Source organism: Rhodococcus sp. FW305-130 (genome assembly GCF_058788335.1).
This window is the reverse complement of sequence record NZ_JBYTAP010000002.1, coordinates 363,952-380,089: the sequence shown is the minus strand read 5'-3', so window position 1 is coordinate 380,089 and position 16,138 is coordinate 363,952. Positions and strand designations below refer to the sequence as shown.

The following is a 16,138-nucleotide window of genomic DNA, read 5'->3' as shown; positions in this document are numbered from 1 at the left end:
TTCAGCGGATTCCGATGGACCGATCGGTGAACTTGTCGGTGTAGATCTCTTCTGCAGTCAATGACTGCGGTATCGACGCACCCCCGGCGTTCAGGATGGGCTTCAGTTCTTCGACGGTGTGAGCGACTCGCGTCATGTCGAACGTGCCGACGGATCCGTCTGCCTCGTTCGCGATCAGGCCTTTCTCCTTCAGGAGCTGGGCACTGAACGCTGCTTCGCCCTCGGTGTAGGGAGAGAACGACACGTCCTGCGAGACGACGTCGACAATGGCAGCATTCGCCGCATCCGGCGCAGTGATGTAGTCCGCGGTGGCCTGCTGAATGATCGGAACCAGCTTGCTCAAACACGGCGAGAGTGTCTCGACCTTGTCGGCACGAACGGAAACATTGGACGCGTAGATGTCGAAACCCGAATCTTTCAGCAGGTCATAGGAAACCGGCTTGTCCCACGCCGGCGTCTCCTTCTCGTACGTGTACGGTTCCGAATTCGCGAATCCTTGCTGAGCGATGGTCGGGTCACCGACAAATCGCGAGGGAGCTCCGTCGTAGCTCGTGTCGAGCTGAGACTGCTCCAGTAGTCCTTTCGCCACGAGCCACTGCGGAAAGAGTTGTTCCTTGGAAACGACGACACTCGCGTCGGACTTGCCGATATCGGCAACACTCGTCCAGTCCGGATGAGACTCATTGTCCCACATGAGGATTGCCGGGCTGTATTTGAGCAATGGCGTGACGGCCACAACGGGCTGACTTGCCGCTGCCGCGATCACCTGATCCCCGTGCACCAAGCCGAGAGTGATGGAATCGTCGACGTACATCTGGGAGCTGACGGATTGGAACCCGATTGCCGGTCCCCCGGCCCGCAAGGTCAGGTCGACTCCGGTGTCCTTCCCTCCGGCGACAAGAGTCCCACTGACGGACTTGTCGTCGGTGTCGACCGAGTAGCCGGGACCGAGCATCTCGAAGAGCGCTCCCATATCCGACTGTGGCTGCCATTGGAGTTGAACCACAACGTTTTCCGGACAGAGACCCGCAAGGTTCTGCGCCTCGGCAGCTGGTTCGAGAGATTCCGCTTTCGCCGTCTCAGCCTCACTGGAGCTGCACGCAGTCAATCCGATGGCTGCACACATGGCCAGTGCCGCGCCCGCCGCTCCCACACTTCTGCGATTGGAATGCACCTTGCGATTTGAATACACAGCGTCTCCTTCGTGAAAACAATTGGGATGTGGGCGAACCAAGAAGGGTGATCCGATGAGCACACTCTGCAGCACGTGGATTACATGCAATCGCCTCGTTGTTTCCATCAGGTAACGCGCGCCAGTATTCTCGCTTCACCTGCAATGTCACCTCACATTTACATTCAGAAATCTAGGCGACATACATGCAATTCAAGATAGTTCCTACATATTGAAGAACTTTTGCATGCATTACCGACCGGAGGCTCAGATGGAACTCGCGAACACGATGCAGGATGCCGACGCTCGCAAGCTCACCGCGCCGATGCAGATGGTCTTTTCCGATGTCGTCAAGAAGTTCGATACCGGCACTGTCGCGCTGGACGGCATCGATCTGGACGTGGAGCGAGGAGACTTCGTCGCCGTGGTCGGACCCTCAGGCTGTGGCAAGTCGACTTTGTTGCGCATGGCGGCCGGCCTCGAGCGACCGACCAGTGGTGCGGTTGCCCTCGACACCGAATCAGTTGGCTTCATCTTCCAGGAGCCGACTCTCCTCCCCTGGCGAACCGTGCAGGCCAACGTCGAATTATCGGCTGAACTCGGTGGCGGCGACAAAGCAGCGCGAAAGTTGCGCGCCGACGAGGCAATCCGCGCAGTCGGCCTTGCGGACTTTGCGAAACAACTGCCCAATGCGTTGTCAGGCGGAATGAAGATGCGTGTCTCGTTGGCGCGTGCGCTCACCCTCGCACCCGCTGTGATGCTGCTCGACGAACCTTTTGGTGCGCTCGACGAGATGACACGACTGGAGATGCAGGTAGAACTCCAAAGGCTCTACACCGACAAAGGGTTCACCTCGATGTTCATCACGCACTCGGTATCCGAGGCCGTGTACCTCGCAAACAAGGTGGTCGTCATGACCGCCAGGCCTGGACGAATACATTCGGTCGTGGACATCGATTTCCCGTACCCGCGTAGCCCGGAACTGCGCTACGACGCCCGATACACCGAACACGTCGCCGAGATCTCGGCCAGCCTCCATGGGAGCTCACGATGACCGAAGTCCTTGCAGTACAACAGGGCACCACCGTACGCAATACCGCCGTTCGTACTGATTCTGCGACCACGGCGCAAGCACAGGCACAGTCCGGACGGCCCTCTCGAATGAGAGCGCTCGGCACCTTCCTGCTCTATCCGCTGCTCTCACTTGCCGGCGCGGTCGCAGCGTGGTCGGTCGTCAGCTACCTCGTTCTCTCCCCGGAACGTCGATTTCTCCTTCCGCCGCCGAGTCAAGTACTGACGAAGTCGCTACTCGACTGGAAACACCTCTCTCCCATGCTCGAAGCCCTCGCAGTGACGGCACAGGTTGCGCTGGTCGGCTTCGTCGTCGCGGTGGCAGTCGGCGTCGGAACCGGCGTGCTGATGAGCCAGGCCAAGTGGATCGAGCGGATCGTCTATCCATATGCCGTTGTGCTGCAGGTCATTCCCATCCTCGCCATCGTCCCCCTCATCGGACTCTGGTTCGGCTACGGCATGACCGCGCGCACCCTGGTGTGCGTTCTCATCGCGGCCTTCCCGATCATCACCAACACACACTTCGGGTTGCAATCGGTCGATCGCGGACTGCACGAACTCTTCACCCTCGGCCGCGCCTCGCGTTGGGATCGACTGGTGAAACTCGAACTGCGAGCGGCAATGCCGGCCATTCTCACCGGCATCCGCACCGCCTCCGGCCTTGTTGTCGTCGGTGCCATCATCGGCGACATGTTCTTCGCCAAAGGACAACCCGGGATCGGGACCCTGCTCGACGTCTACCGAAGCCGCCTTCAGTCCGAGGATCTGATCGCCGCGATCGTGATCGCGTCGGTGTTCGGCGTCCTCGTCTTCTCTGCCTTTGGATTCCTCTCACGTGTGCTCGTCGGTAAGTGGCACACGTCCGGCCGCAAGGACTTTAAATGACCCACGAAATTCCCGCCTTCGAAATCCCTACGATCGATATCAGCCCGTACCTCCGCGGCGAGGCGGCTGCAAACGCCACCAACAGCACTGCCTGTGCGGAAGTGGCAGCTCAACTCGATCGCGCGTGCCGGGAGGTCGGATTCATACAGATTGTCGGACACAGCATTCCACGATCGGCGACCGACGGACTGGCCGACGCTCTCGACGAGTTCTTTGCTCTCCCACTGACGGTGAAGAACAACTATCGCCGTCCCTCGTCCGAGAACCGTGGCTACTCGCCACCGAAGTCGGAATCACTCAGTATGAGCCTGGGCGTCGCCGCTGCGAACCAGATGAACGATTTCTACGAAGCAATAGTCGTGGGCACAGAGGTGAGCGACTATCCGGGCGTCGACCTACCCGAGTCCAGCTACGCCGCCAACACTTGGCCCGAGGCCGCGCCCGGATTCCGACCGGCAATCGAAGAGTATTTCCGTCATGCCCAGGGCTTGGCACGAATCCTGATGTGCGCCTTTACCGACGCCCTCGGATTGCAGCCCGAGTACTTCGATTCGATGCTCGACCATTCGATCGACGCGATGAAGATGAACAACTACGCACTGCCTGAGGGCGAGATCCGCATCTCCGGCGACATGACGGGAATGGGCGCTCACACCGACTTCGGAATCTTGACCATCCTGTGGGCAGATCAAGTTCCGGGCCTTCAAGTTCTGAGCACCGATGGCATATGGCACGACGTCCAACCTGCCGACGGCGCACTCTTGATCAACCTCGGCGACGCGATGGCACGATGGACGAACGACCGATGGCGCTCGACAGTGCACCGAGTCGACCCACCTATCGTCGATGGTCAGATCATCCGACGTCGCTCTGCCGCATTCTTTTTCGACGGAAACTACGACGCCGTCATCGAAGCACTGCCAGGGACTCTCGAACCGGGCGAGGTGGGATACCCGCCGATCACGATCGCCGAGAACATCGCGGCCAAAGTGGCCGGGCTGAAAGGCGCGACGGCGCCCGACGTCGACAGTCGCAGCGCTGACCGGGTGCGCGCCGCCGGATAGCGCTCCCGGGTACCGTCGATATCGTGCAGGATCGAAGTGAGGACAAGATGACCACCACCGAACGAGCTTTGCTCACCGAGTCCGTGCACGAGACGCTTCGCGAACTGATCTTTTCGGGAGAGCTGGCGCCGGGGACACCACTGAGTGTTCCCGCGCTGGCGAGCAAGCTCAATGTCAGTCGAACGCCGGTCCGCGAGGCCGTGCAGCAGTTGATCTACGAGGGCATCGCGGTCCACACCCGAAATGCGGGTGCAAAAGTCGATTCGCTGGACGCAGAGTCTCTGCGCGCGGTCTTCGAGGTGCGTGAGGTACTCGACGGTCTCGCGGCGTTCAACGCGACGGCCAATGCCACGCATGAAACCGTGTCACAGCTGAACAAGATGGTGCAGGTGCAACGCGAACTTCTCGAGAGCCCGCCGGATCAGCGTCGCGATTCGACGCTGGACCTCGAGTTCCACACCTTGATTCGTGAGACTGCATGCAATCACCCGCTCAGTGAAGCCCTACATCGTCTCGACGGACAGTCACATCTCTACCGTTCGGACATGTGGAGCCTCGAGCTCAATCGACGGATCGCCGTCACCGAGCACGCTCGTATAGTCGCGGCCATCGAATCGGGTGACGCCTTGGGAGCCAGAACTGCCGCGAGCGCACACGTAGCCGGGCTACTCGTCCGAACAACCCGGACCTGAAGCTTTACCGAAATGACGGGAACAACGTGTCAGGCCAGGTGATGTCGCCGTCGTTCTCGTCCACGAACGTACCGACACAGTCGCGCCCCAAAGCGCTGATCGCTCCCGAGATGACCTCTGGATGCTCGAGCTCGGTGAGATGGTCTGCTCCGGTTCCGGCCCCGGGAACGCCATCGACGTACACCCGGCACTGGCCCCCGTCCAACCGACCGTCCGCCCACTCGCCTGAGCTCTGCACCACCGAATAGTAGGCAGATCCAGGAGTGTCCTCACCGGCATTGAGCTTGGTGAGAACTTCGGAGAACATGCAGGTGTCGTAACCGTCGGCAGGGCCTTGTACGCAGCCACCGGGGCTACCGTACTGCGGAGCACCGATGGCGACGAATGAATCCACTACTTCGGAGCCACCGAGGAACTTCGCGTAGTACCGGGAGCTCAGTCCACCCGCACTGTGCGCGATCACCCCGACGGAGTCAGCGCCGGCAGCGTAGGAGCGAATCGAATCGGCAATCAGCTCGGCGTCGGCCGCAATCATCTTGCCGGGTGCGTCGACGAAGTGTGTCTCGTAGCCAGCAGCGCTCAGTGCCTCGTCGAGGGCGCGGTAGGTCGCCTGGTGCGTTTCTCCCGAGTTGTAGAGCTGCTGCCCTGGAACGATGAAGACCACGCGCTTCGCATCGGTGATCCGCCCACCGGCGGCAGCGCTTCCTGCCGAGAACGCCAGAGCGGTGGCCACCAGCGAAGTAGTCACCGCCATCGCCAAAAGAATCTTCGAGAGTCGCACGTCGCCACCCTACGACGGCTGCGCACAAAAAAGGACCGCCGCACTGGAATCCAGTGCGGCGGTCCTTTTCTAGTAGCGGGGACAGGATTTGAACCTGCGACCTCTGGGTTATGAGCCCAGCGAGCTACCGAGCTGCTCCACCCCGCGATGCATTGACAAAGTTACACGAGCAGATGAACGGAACGCAAATCGCCTGCGCTGGAGCGAAATACACGCCTGAAAGTCGAAGAATCGGGTGACTGGGTTCACAAAATGCCCGTGAGCATCAACACATAACAAGCATGTAACGAACGTACCTCGAAACGGCATCGGAAAGGCTCTACCAGCACAAACGCCGAAAATCCTGGATGGGAGAAGACCAGGTGGTCCGGAAAATCGCGAATCGACCCTCGTTCAGCGCTCCCGTACGGTCGGTCCCGGCCCGAATCAACCGGGCGAACGCCGACCCGCCGCTGCTCCACTCTGCCCCGCGGGATCGGAACCCCCGAAACCTTCGAGGGGCAGAGACACGGAGAGACAAGCGCCCGGGAAAGTCAGCATCATCGCCGACCCGCAGGCCCGCCGATGTCAGCAAGCGCGGAGAGGATTTACCCCGACATGACGTACACCAGCATCAGCAAGCGTGCATTCGGCACATTGGCAGTAGCCGGCGCACTTGTCGCAGTGCCCCTCACCATGAGCACCGGCACCGCTTCCGCAGCCACCCACAACTGGGACGGCGTCGCACAGTGCGAGAGCGGTGGCGACTGGAACATCAACACCGGAAACGGCTACTACGGCGGCCTGCAGTTCTCGCAGAGCACCTGGACCGCCAACGGTGGCACCGGCTCGCCCGCCAACGCTTCCAAGGAAGAGCAGATCCGCGTCGCCGAGAACACCCTGCAGAGCCAGGGCCCCGGCGCATGGCCCGTCTGCGGCCAGCGTCTGACCGTCGCAAGCGAGCCGGCAGTCGAAGAGGCTCCCGCCGCAGCACCGGCTCCCGTCGCCGAGGCACCCGCAGTTGCTCCCGCCGTCGAAATCCCGGCCGAGCTCAAGCCCGCCGCACAGCAGGCTTACGACACCGCTCGTGACCTCGCCGGCCAGTACGGATTCGCCGCACAGTTCCAGCAGCTCTCCGATGCCAACGCACCGATCGTTGCAGCACTGCGCTGATTCAGCTCATACAGCTTCACTGAGCACACAAGAAGGCCCACCATCCGATCGGATGGTGGGCCTTCTGCTATTCATGAACTGACGCCGCTTACCTCGGCAGCGCCTGGTACGCGTCGACAGCCTTCTGCAGGCGGTCGAGCGCAGCACCGTAGCTGGTGAAGTCACCGCTCTGTTGCGCCGACTTCAATGCCGCCATTGCCGAATTGACCTCGGCCAGCGCCTTCGTGACGTCATCCGAAGAAGCCGGCGGGGCCGGTGCCGTCGGAGTAGTCGGCGTTTCCGGTTGCGCTCCGGTATCCGGATCGGGTGCCGGCTGGGTGACAGTCGCTGCCGAACCTGCGCCCGGCCAAATCTGACTGATCGCCTCGGAGACGGTCGGTGCATAACCGATCCGAATGCCGTTGGTGTCGCTGAAGCTCACCAGCACACGCGCCAACTGAGGGAACGCGTTCTGCGAGTTTCGCTGCGAGTACAAAGGTTCGACGTAGAGGATTCCGCCCTCGGCAATCGGCAGAGTCAGCAGGTTTCCGTACTGAATCTTGTTCGACTGCTTGAGCAGTGACACTTCCGAAGCAACACGCGAATCCGACGTCATCGCAGACTGAGCCTGCTGTGGACCCTGAGTCTGCGTATCGGTCGGCAGCTGCAGCACCGTGAACTTGCCGTAGTTCTCCTTGTCGTTCGCCACCGAGATGTAGGCCGACAGCAACTCACGACTGAACCCGACCATCGGACTGGTCAGACGGAAATCCGCCTTCGCGGTGTCCTTGTCGCCCACCAGCACGTAGTACGGCGGCTGGTTGGCCGACGTGTCGATCGTCGGATCGCTCGGAACCGACCAGAACGCGTTGTTGGTGAAGAACTCACTCGGATCGTCGACGTGGTACTTCGCCAGCATCTCTCGCTGAACCTTGAACATGTCTTCCGGGTAGCGGAAGTGTGCCTGCAGGTCGTCCGAGATTTCGCTCTTCGGCTTCACCGTGTTCGGGAAGACTCCCATCCACGCCTTCAGAACCGGATCCTGCTCGTCGACCTGGTACAGCGTGACCGTGCCGTCGTAGGCGTCGACCGTGGCCTTCACGGAGTTGCGGATGTAGGAGAACTCCTGGCGCGGAATGAGGCGCCCGGTCGTCTGGTCGATACTGTCCTCGACCAACCCGTCGAGCGAACTGCGCTGCGCGTACGGGTAGTCCTGGGCGGTGGTGTAGCCGTCGATGATCCACTGCATCTTGCCGTCGACCACTGCCGGGTAGGCAGCGCCGTCGGTCGTCAGCCAAGGCGCGACCTCCTCGACCCTTTCCTTCGGATCACGCTTGAAGATGATCTTCGAGTTCGAGCCGATTGCACTCGAGAACAAGATGTTGCGCTCGGTGTACTTCGCCGCGAATGCAAGACGGTTGAACCAGTTGCCGATCGAGACACCACCCGAACCGGTGTAGGTGTACTTCGAGGTGTCGGTGTCGTACTCACGAGGTCCCTCGCCGTCGACGGAACCGACGATCGAGTAATCGGCGTCCGACTGGCTGATCACCTCGCCGTAGTACGACCGAGGATTGTCCACCTTGAGGTTCTCGTTCTCGGGCGTGGTCGTCAGGTCGCTGACCGAGTAGATCGGGTAACCACCGGTGTTGTTCTGACTGTCGCCCTGCACGGCCGTGACTTCGTTCGCCTGGGCCGCGACGAAACCGTTGCCGTGCGTGTAGACCGTGTGCTTGTTGATCCAGTCCGTCTGGTTCCCGGAAAGGTTGTTCGGCGACAGCTCACGCGCTGCGACAACGAAGTCGCGCAGCTGGCCGTCCTGTTCGTAGCGGTCGACGTTGAGCGTCTGCGGGAACCCGTAGAAGTTCTTGAGCTGACGCTGAGCGGTGAACGTCGGCGACAGGATCGTCGGATCCAACAGTCGGGTATTCGCGATCGTGGTCCGGTCGGCCGGAACGTCCTGGGGCTGCTTGGTGCCAACTCCCGGATAGTCGACGTAGTCGACGTTTTCTTCCGTGATCCCGTACGCCTGACGGGTCGCTTCGATGTTTCGTTCGATGTACGTGCTCTCCTTCTGCGCCGCATTGGGCTTGACGGAGAACTGCTCGACGATCATCGGGTAGACCGCACCGACGAGCACCGACGAAAGAACCAGTAGAGCGACTGCCATGGCCGGTATCCGAAGATCCCGCGTGAAGATCGAGGCGAAGAACGCCAAGGCGCAGATGACCGCAATGGACAACAGAATCAGCTTCGCCGGCAGAACCGCATTGATGTCGGTGAAGCCCGGACCGGTGAACGTCGGTTCCTTACGACTACTCGACATCAACGAGTACCGATCGAACCAGTACGCCACCGCCTTGAGGAGCACGAAGGTGCCGGCGATGACAGCCAGTTGAACACGTGCGGCAGTCGTGAATGTGCCAGCGCGCCCGGCCAACTTGATCCCACCGAAAACGTAGTGGGTAACCAGGTTTGCCACGAAGGCAAGCAGAATCGAGACGAACAACCAGTTCAGAACGAAGCGGTAGAACGGCAGATCGAACGTGTAGAAGCCGACGTCCAAGTTGAACTGAGGATCGGTGATGCCGAACGGCTGACCGTTGAGGAACAACTGGATCGTGACCCAGTTGGCCTGCGCGATGAGACCGGAGAGAATGCCGATCGCGACCGGAATGATCACGCCGAACAGACGAAGTCGCGACATGACGGTCGTGCGGTAGCGCGCGATCGGATCATTGGGTCCGGAGACCGGAACGAACACCGGACGTGCGCGGTACGCGAGAACCATCGCGAGCCACACGATGGCTCCGACGACAATTCCGACCACGAGGAAGAGCACGAATCGCGTCAGCAGAACCTTGGTGAAGACACCGCGGTAGCCGACTTCTCCGAACCACAACCAGTCCGTGTACATGCCGATCAGTCGCGGCCCCACGAGCAGCAAGGCCGCCACTACGACAGCCACCACCAACAAGATTCGACTGCGTCTGGACAGAGAGGGTAAACCTGCGGGGGGCCGCATGCCCACGTGCCACGCTCCAAGATTTGGCGACGCCGTGGCGTCGCAACCGATTGCATCGATCACTGCGGCCACGCCCGAGTGGACTTGGCCGTTTCCGACCACTCTACGTAACAACGGTCACGGGTTGACAACACGGAGAGCAGGGAGCCGGACAGAAGGTGGGAGGATGAACGTGTGAGTGAAGAGAATATGAGCAGATCACCGAGTGCCCTCGCCCGGTGCGTTCATGAAGTTGTCGACCACATCGACGCCGAAGGCTGGGATCAACCGCCGAAGCTGTACGCGTTGGTGCCTACCGAAATGCTCGCCGCGGCCGAACCCGGACTGCTCGACCAACTCGCCGAGGGCGCCGAATACACACCGATCGAACAGGAATCGCTTCCCGAGGACATCATCGGCGGTTCACGGGCACTCGACGAGTTCCTGGCAACGACGCATTGGCCCGAGTCGGTGCAGGGTTGCATCCTGGTTCAGGAGATCGTCGTCCTGCCGCCCGAGGCGGAATCGGATCTCGATCACGCCACGGCGCCGGTATTGACCGATCAACATGCTGCCGACGAGGTCGCGCGACTGACGGCCAACGCGCATCCCGATCGACGCGAGGCTCGACTGTTCGTCGGCGTGCTCCGTGACGGTCCTTCGCTGTCGCTTTTGCAGATGCGTCCCGACGAAGATGCGGATCCGTACGGCGACCTGGAACTGCTCACCTACGACGGTCTTGCACCTCACCTGGTTCACGCGTTGTACGCGACGCTCGACGAGGTCGAAGAAGACTGAAAGAAGAAGACTGACCGAGCCTGTCTTCGGCAAGGCAGGTTTCAGCAGCGGGGTGCGTCGCCGCCCGTGTTGAGGCTTTCGAGTGAGTCCACTGCGCCGGGCAGGTTGTCGACCTTGACGAGTCGAAGCCCGTCCGGCGCATTCTGTTTCGCCTCGTCACAGTTCTGGGCCGGCACGAGGAAGGTCTCAGCACCGGCTTCGGAGGCGGCGATCAACTTGTACCTGATACCGCCGATCGGACCGACCTCGCCGTCGGAGTCGATGGTGCCCGTTCCGGCCACGAACTTTCCGCCGTTGAGCTCCCCTGGAGTCAGCTTGTCCACCAAGGCCAGTGTGAACATCAGTCCGGCAGAAGGACCGCCGATGTCGGCAAGGTTGAACTGCACGGTGAAGGGAACGTCCGGGACCTCGTTGGGCGTGACGCCGAGGTAACCCGATTCGGGCTTGTTGGGCCGCGCCCCGACGGTGACCGGCACAACGGTCTCCACACCCTCGCGAAGGACGGTGACGTCGATCGCGGTGCCGGGCGCGCTCGCACCGACCGTGTCCTGAACGCCGGTGATGGTGGTTACCGGAGTGTCGCCGATCTTGACCAGGACATCGCCTTCTTGCAGGGCACCCGCGGCGGGGCCGTCCGGGGTCACCTTCGAAACAGTGAGTGCCACCGGCTTACCGAGAAAGTGCAGTGCAGCCAACTCGGCACTGTCCTCGGACTGCTGGAAGTCGGCGGTGTTGGCCTGCTGAATCTCTTCCTTCGACTTCTCAGGCGGATAGATCTCCGAGCGAGGGACGAGTCCGTTGCTGCCACTCGCCCACAGTCCGAACGCTTCGAAGACGTTGAGGCCGTCGCGAACCGACACCGTTGTCATGTTGAGGTTGCCGTCGGTGGGATCGACCTCGGTCCCCTGGATGTCGACGACGGGCTTACCGTCGACGTCGCCGAGGGTGTTGAAGGTGGGGCCAGGACCGAGTGCGACATAAGGAACAGTGACCATTGTTCCGACGACTCCCAACACGACGATGGGTGCGAGTGCGGCCAAGAGCGTCACTATCCGTCGATTCACCTGATCCAGAGTAAAGCGCGAAGGCGCCGGAGCACCGATCGCACCGCCTGAGCGCCGTGCGTGTTCGCCGTCAGCGTGACTCGGAGGGCGACTCCGACCGCTCGAGCCTTGTACCGTTGAGGTATGAGCAATATGCCGTTCGGCTTCTCCAACTCCGACGACGATCCCGATCGCGACAAGAACGCGGCGGGTGGCAACCCGTTCGGGGGTGGTGACACGCCGTTCGGGTTCGGCGCGGGCGGTGAGGGATTCGATCCGGCTCAGCTCGGCCAGATGCTCACCCAGTTCGGTCAGATGCTGAGCGGGATGGGCTCGTCGATGGGCCAGGGCGGTACTTCCGGTCCGGTGAACTACGACATCGCCAAGAAGTTGGCACGCCAACAGATCGGATCGGTTACACCGATCACCGAGGGCAATGTCAAGGCGATCGCCGACGCCGCACATCTGGCCGAGATGTGGCTGGACGCCGCAACGACGCTTCCTGCCGGAGCGAGCCGCACTCTCGCCTGGACTCCGAACGACTGGCTCGACAACACGATCGACACGTGGAAGCGACTCTGTGATCCGGTGGCCGAGAAGGTGGCGGGCATGTGGGTCCAGGGACTTCCCGCCGAAGCACAGCAGATGGCGGGCCCGATGCTGGGCATGCTCGGCCAGATGGGTGGACTCGCGTTCGGCTCGCAATTGGGCCAGGCACTCGGCCAACTGTCCACCGAGGTGCTCTCCTCCACCGACATCGGCTTGCCCCTCGGACCAGAGGGCACCGCGGCCCTACTCCCCGCTGCGGTTCAGGCGTTCAGTGAGGGTCTCGAACAGCCGCATCAGGAAGTTCTGGTGTTCCTCGCCGCGCGGGAAGCAGCTCATCAGCGCCTTTACAGTCACGTTCCGTGGCTGCGACAGCGCGTTCTCGCCACAGTCGAGGAATACGCCCGCGGGATCACGATGGACTTCTCGGCGATGGAAGAATTTGCCAAGGACCTCGACCCGTCCGCTCTCACCGATCCGAGCAAGCTCGAAGCATTGATGCAGCAGGGCACGTTCGAGCCGCAGAACACCCCGGAGCAGAAAGCCGCTCTCGAACGGCTCGAGACTCTGCTTGCGCTGGTCGAGGGTTGGGTGGAGACGGTCGTCACCGCCGCACTCGGCGAGCGACTGCCTGGTGTTGCCGCGATGAGCGAGACGTTGCGGCGTCGCCGTGCCACCGGCGGCCCCGCCGAACAGACCTTTGCGACGCTGGTCGGACTGGAACTTCGTCCTCGCAAGGTCCGTGAAGCGGCCGGGTTGTGGCAGAAGCTCACCGCGGAAGCCGGTATGGACGTTCGTGACGGCGTCTGGTCACATCCTGACCTCATGCCCGATTCGAGCGATCTCGACGCACCGGACGGGTTTGTCGCCCGGGTCCTCGGCGGCGGCGAAGCCGGCAATTTCGACGACCCGATCGCCCAGCTCGAAGCCGTCGAGGCAAAAGAGCGTGCGGCCGAGGCAGCGATGGACAAGACCCGCGAGGACGACGAAGAGAAGTAATTCCTTCTCGACACATTTTCGCAGTTCAGCCATTCTGACGTCCTGTGGATAACTGTCACTGACGCGGACTCGCCGACGGCCCGCCGTGCCAGCATCGAACGATGACCGGTGACACGCAAGACGACACCACACAGAACAGCACTTCACAGCGATCCGCGGGACCCCGATGGGACCCGCGGATCGCTGTTCTGTCGCGCCCGGACGGTCGGCTGCAGCTGGGATGGACACCCGGACGTGCCGTCCTGCTGACGCTGCCTGTCGGGGTCGATGCGCGCGCGGTGAAGTCGATCCTCCGCAAAATGGACGGCTCCAGATCCCGCGCGACCATCCTGTGGGAAGCATCGACGCGCGGGATTTCGACGTCGGTGACGGAGAAGTTGCTCGAGCAACTCACCGATTCCGGATTCGTCCACACTGCCGCCAGGAGGACCGTGTCCGTACGGATCCACGGTGTCGGTCCACTCTCGGACGCCGTCGAGCGCGCCCTGGTCACCGGCGGGGTAAGCACGCGTCGCTCGCGCGGGTATCGCAACACCGACGTCGTGCGCACGTGGAACGAACAACTGGTGGTCCTGGCCGACGACGTTGTCACTGATCCTCGCCTGGTCAGCGATCTCGTTCGCTGCGGACTCCCCCACCTTTCCGTCCGCATCCGCGACGGCAACGGCGTGATCGGTCCTCTTGTCGTGCCGGGCCAGTCGAGTTGCCTGCGATGCGCCGACATCATCCGATCCGAACTCGACCCTCATTGGCTTCATCTGTCCGCGCAGCTACTCGGCAGCGCCGGCCACGCGGAATCGGCGATGATCCATGCAAGTGTCGCGCTGGCCCTGGCCGAGATCGACTCCGCATTATCCGAGACAGCGGCGACGCATGCGGCGAGTCTGTCGTCGACGCTCGAGATCGCGCTCCGTCCGTATCGGATCACAACCAGGCGCTGGCCTCGGCAAATATCTTGCAGTTGCCAATACCTGGCACCTGTTTCGGGCAAAGGACGCCCCAGTCAGACATGATGGTGTGGTGTCCGAGATCCCACGCAAGAGTTCTGCCCGTACTGCCAAACTCGCGAGCATCCCCCTGGGGATGGCCGGTCGCGCCGCCATGGGCTTCGGACGCAAGCTCGCCGGCGGCGACAAAGGCGAGATCGACGCGCAATTGAGCGCGAAGGCCGCCGAGCAACTGTTCGCGGTGCTGGGCGAACTCAAGGGCGGCGCGATGAAGCTGGGCCAAGCGCTCAGCGTCATGGAGGCGGCGATTCCGGAGGAATTCGCGGAGCCGTACCGCGAGTCGCTGAACAAGCTCCAGGCCGCCGCCCCGCCGCTGCCGACCAAGCAAGTACACAAGATGCTCGATCAGCAACTCGGAACCAAATGGCGCGACCGATTCCAGTCGTTCGACGACGAACCGACCGCGTCGGCAAGCATCGGGCAGGTTCACCGTGCGGTCTGGGCGGACGGCCGCGACGTGGCCGTGAAAGTTCAGTACCCCGGCGCCGACGAAGCTCTACGCGCCGACCTCAAGACCTTGGGCAGATTTGCCGGTCTCTTCGGTTCGGTCATGCCCGGTGTCGATGTGCGCCCCGTGATCGAGGAGTTCACCGCGCGCACCGAGGAAGAACTCGACTATCGGATCGAGGCGAACAATCAGCGAGCTTTTGCAAAAGAATTCGACGGCGATCCCCAATTCGTGATCCCGCACGTCGTGGCGAGCGCGCCGAAAGTGGTCGTGACCGAATGGATGACGGCAACCCCGTTGACCAGAATCATCGAAAGTGGAACGCCGGAGCAGCGCAATGCTGCCGGTGCACTACTCGCCGAATTCCACTTCGCGTCTCCGGCCCGTGTCGGCTTGCTCCACTGCGACCCGCACCCCGGCAATTTCATGCTTCTCGCGGACGGCCGACTCGGCGTCATCGACTTCGGTGCGGCTGCGCCGTTCCCGAACGGACTGCCACGGGTTCTCGGCACGATGGTGCGCTTGGCTGTCGAGGAACAATTCGACGAATTGACGGAGTTGTTGCGCGCCAACGGTTTCGTGATTCCCGGACGCACGGTGACCGACAAGGAGATCGCGGATTACCTGCGACCCTTCACCGACCCGATCCAGACCGAGTCATTTCATTTCACTCGGTCGTGGCTGCAAAAGGCCGCCGGAACCGCCACTGACTTCAACAGTGCGCAGTTCCGAACGGCCCGTGCACTCAACCTTCCGGCCGAGTATTTGATGATCTTCCGAGTTCTTCTCGGTTCGGTCGGCATATGCGCCCAGTTGGACGCATATGCCCCGTACATGGAAATCCTGACTCGTTGGTTGCCAGGGTTCGCGGAGCGGGTTCTGGATGACACCGGCTCCGCCGAATAAGACGCCGGCGCCGTCGACTAAGACACCGGCTCCGCCGAATAGGGCTCTCACGCGCACACGAGTTGCTTGCGTGGGCGCCCCCTCGGTCTCTTGCGCGCTATGACGGCCCCCTGATCGAGGATCTCGCCTCCCCACACCCCCCACGGCTCGGCGCGGTCGAGAGCCGCACTGAGACAACGGGAACGGATGGGGCACTGCGCGCACAGTGCCTTCGCCTGCTCGAGTTCGGCCGGAGCTTCGGCGAACCAGAGATCGGGGTTGGATGCCCGGCACGGCAGGTCGCGGCGGGTGGACGCAACCTCGATGAACGTGACTGCAGCCGAAGTGACGTCGGTGGAAGTTACTGCAGTGGTGGAGTTTTCGGATTCCACGCGGATTGTCTGGGCAGACAACTCGGTCTCCTAGTGCTCGGATGCGAAACTGTGTCGCACGATATGGGTTCGATGGGTGCGAACCTGAGCCGAGTCGGAAACCGGATAAAGAGGGGTATCCAACACAAAGGCCACGGTCCGCAGGGGCTGCGGGTCCGTGGCCGTAAGTGAACGGATGTGTCCTACCGAGAAATACCTCGATGGCTTAAGAACACGGACTC

General features: G+C 62.0%; 14 protein-coding genes and 1 tRNA gene. 9 read left to right on the top strand and 6 right to left on the bottom strand.

What is annotated here, in order from left to right:
• Position 1: 1 nt before the first annotated feature.
• Positions 2–1,192, bottom strand: a complete 1,191-nt coding sequence (locus AC3WQS_RS07900; RefSeq protein WP_264614218.1) for a nitrate ABC transporter substrate-binding protein — start codon at positions 1,190–1,192, stop codon at positions 2–4.
• Between the two features lie 250 nt (positions 1,193–1,442).
• Between AC3WQS_RS07900 and AC3WQS_RS07895 the strand changes: the two genes are divergently transcribed.
• Genes AC3WQS_RS07895 through AC3WQS_RS07880 form a run of 4 tightly spaced genes read left to right on the top strand, consistent with a single transcriptional unit; the run spans position 1,443 to position 4,883 of the window.
• A complete protein-coding gene (locus AC3WQS_RS07895) occupies positions 1,443–2,225 on the top strand; it encodes an ABC transporter ATP-binding protein (protein WP_019747838.1) in 783 nt (260 codons plus the stop codon).
• The gene (locus tag AC3WQS_RS07890) at positions 2,222–3,127 is read left to right on the top strand and encodes an ABC transporter permease (RefSeq protein WP_172933463.1); all 906 of its coding nucleotides are present in this window, start codon (positions 2,222–2,224) and stop codon (positions 3,125–3,127) included. Before AC3WQS_RS07895 ends, AC3WQS_RS07890 begins: the two co-directional genes overlap by 4 nt.
• On the top strand, positions 3,124–4,191 hold the full coding sequence (locus AC3WQS_RS07885; protein WP_172933462.1) for an isopenicillin N synthase family dioxygenase: 1,068 nt from the start codon (positions 3,124–3,126) through the stop codon (positions 4,189–4,191). Before AC3WQS_RS07890 ends, AC3WQS_RS07885 begins: the two co-directional genes overlap by 4 nt.
• A 47-nt stretch (positions 4,192–4,238) precedes the next feature.
• Positions 4,239–4,883 carry a GntR family transcriptional regulator gene (locus AC3WQS_RS07880; RefSeq protein ID WP_020907137.1) on the top strand — a complete coding sequence of 215 codons (645 nt, stop codon included), beginning with the start codon at positions 4,239–4,241 and terminating at the stop codon, positions 4,881–4,883.
• A 4-nt stretch (positions 4,884–4,887) separates the two neighbouring features.
• Here the strand turns inward: AC3WQS_RS07880 and AC3WQS_RS07875 are convergent, their stop codons facing one another.
• Together AC3WQS_RS07875 and AC3WQS_RS07870 are read right to left on the bottom strand one after the other, a co-directional pair.
• Positions 4,888–5,664 (bottom strand): esterase/lipase family protein, encoded by a 777-nt coding sequence (locus AC3WQS_RS07875; RefSeq protein WP_069145909.1) that lies wholly within the window; start codon positions 5,662–5,664, stop codon positions 4,888–4,890.
• A 73-nt stretch (positions 5,665–5,737) separates the two neighbouring features.
• Positions 5,738–5,811: transfer RNA gene (locus AC3WQS_RS07870), tRNA-Met, on the bottom strand.
• A 450-nt stretch (positions 5,812–6,261) separates the two neighbouring features.
• On the opposite strand from AC3WQS_RS07870, the gene AC3WQS_RS07865 reads away from it, so the two are divergent.
• Positions 6,262–6,816, top strand: coding sequence for a transglycosylase family protein (locus AC3WQS_RS07865; protein ID WP_019747833.1), 555 nt, complete (start codon positions 6,262–6,264; stop codon positions 6,814–6,816).
• A gap of 88 nt (positions 6,817–6,904) precedes the next feature.
• Here the strand turns inward: AC3WQS_RS07865 and AC3WQS_RS07860 are convergent, their stop codons facing one another.
• Positions 6,905–9,820 carry a UPF0182 family protein gene (locus AC3WQS_RS07860; RefSeq protein ID WP_241896055.1) on the bottom strand — a complete coding sequence of 972 codons (2,916 nt, stop codon included), beginning with the start codon at positions 9,818–9,820 and terminating at the stop codon, positions 6,905–6,907.
• A 174-nt stretch (positions 9,821–9,994) separates the two neighbouring features.
• Here AC3WQS_RS07860 and AC3WQS_RS07855 point away from each other — a divergent pair, with 174 nt between their 5' ends.
• Positions 9,995–10,597 carry a PPA1309 family protein gene (locus tag AC3WQS_RS07855; protein ID WP_019747831.1) on the top strand — a complete coding sequence of 201 codons (603 nt, stop codon included), beginning with the start codon at positions 9,995–9,997 and terminating at the stop codon, positions 10,595–10,597.
• A gap of 41 nt (positions 10,598–10,638) precedes the next feature.
• On the opposite strand, the gene AC3WQS_RS07850 is transcribed toward AC3WQS_RS07855, so the two are convergent.
• Positions 10,639–11,661, bottom strand: a complete 1,023-nt coding sequence (locus AC3WQS_RS07850) for a YlbL family protein (protein ID WP_492712693.1) — start codon at positions 11,659–11,661, stop codon at positions 10,639–10,641.
• A gap of 123 nt (positions 11,662–11,784) precedes the next feature.
• Between AC3WQS_RS07850 and AC3WQS_RS07845 the strand changes: the two genes are divergently transcribed.
• From AC3WQS_RS07845 to AC3WQS_RS07835, 3 genes are all read left to right on the top strand, one after another.
• Positions 11,785–13,185: a zinc-dependent metalloprotease gene (locus AC3WQS_RS07845; RefSeq protein WP_019747829.1), complete on the top strand. Its 1,401-nt coding sequence runs from the start codon at positions 11,785–11,787 to the stop codon at positions 13,183–13,185.
• A gap of 101 nt (positions 13,186–13,286) precedes the next feature.
• A complete protein-coding gene (locus tag AC3WQS_RS07840; protein ID WP_053062054.1) occupies positions 13,287–14,198 on the top strand; it encodes a hypothetical protein in 912 nt (303 codons plus the stop codon).
• A gap of 4 nt (positions 14,199–14,202) precedes the next feature.
• Entirely contained in the window at positions 14,203–15,546 is a 1,344-nt protein-coding gene (locus AC3WQS_RS07835; RefSeq protein ID WP_208604987.1) for an ABC1 kinase family protein, read from the top strand.
• 47 nt (positions 15,547–15,593) lie between these two features.
• Here AC3WQS_RS07835 and AC3WQS_RS07830 read toward each other — a convergent pair whose 3' ends face one another.
• Positions 15,594–15,917, bottom strand: a complete 324-nt coding sequence (locus AC3WQS_RS07830; RefSeq protein WP_003942321.1) for a WhiB family transcriptional regulator — start codon at positions 15,915–15,917, stop codon at positions 15,594–15,596.
• Positions 15,918–16,138 lie beyond the last annotated feature (221 nt).

Coding starts and splice junctions, on each gene's coding strand:
- AC3WQS_RS07895 (WP_019747838.1), top strand. CDS start 1,443: ATGGAACTCGCGAACACGATGCAGGATGCCGACGCTCGCAAGCTCACC.
- AC3WQS_RS07890 (WP_172933463.1), top strand. CDS start 2,222: ATGACCGAAGTCCTTGCAGTACAACAGGGCACCACCGTACGCAATACC.
- AC3WQS_RS07885 (WP_172933462.1), top strand. CDS start 3,124: ATGACCCACGAAATTCCCGCCTTCGAAATCCCTACGATCGATATCAGC.
- AC3WQS_RS07880 (WP_020907137.1), top strand. CDS start 4,239: ATGACCACCACCGAACGAGCTTTGCTCACCGAGTCCGTGCACGAGACG.
- AC3WQS_RS07865 (WP_019747833.1), top strand. CDS start 6,262: ATGACGTACACCAGCATCAGCAAGCGTGCATTCGGCACATTGGCAGTA.
- AC3WQS_RS07860 (WP_241896055.1), bottom strand. CDS start 9,820: ATGCGGCCCCCCGCAGGTTTACCCTCTCTGTCCAGACGCAGTCGAATC.
- AC3WQS_RS07845 (WP_019747829.1), top strand. CDS start 11,785: ATGAGCAATATGCCGTTCGGCTTCTCCAACTCCGACGACGATCCCGAT.
- AC3WQS_RS07840 (WP_053062054.1), top strand. CDS start 13,287: ATGACCGGTGACACGCAAGACGACACCACACAGAACAGCACTTCACAG.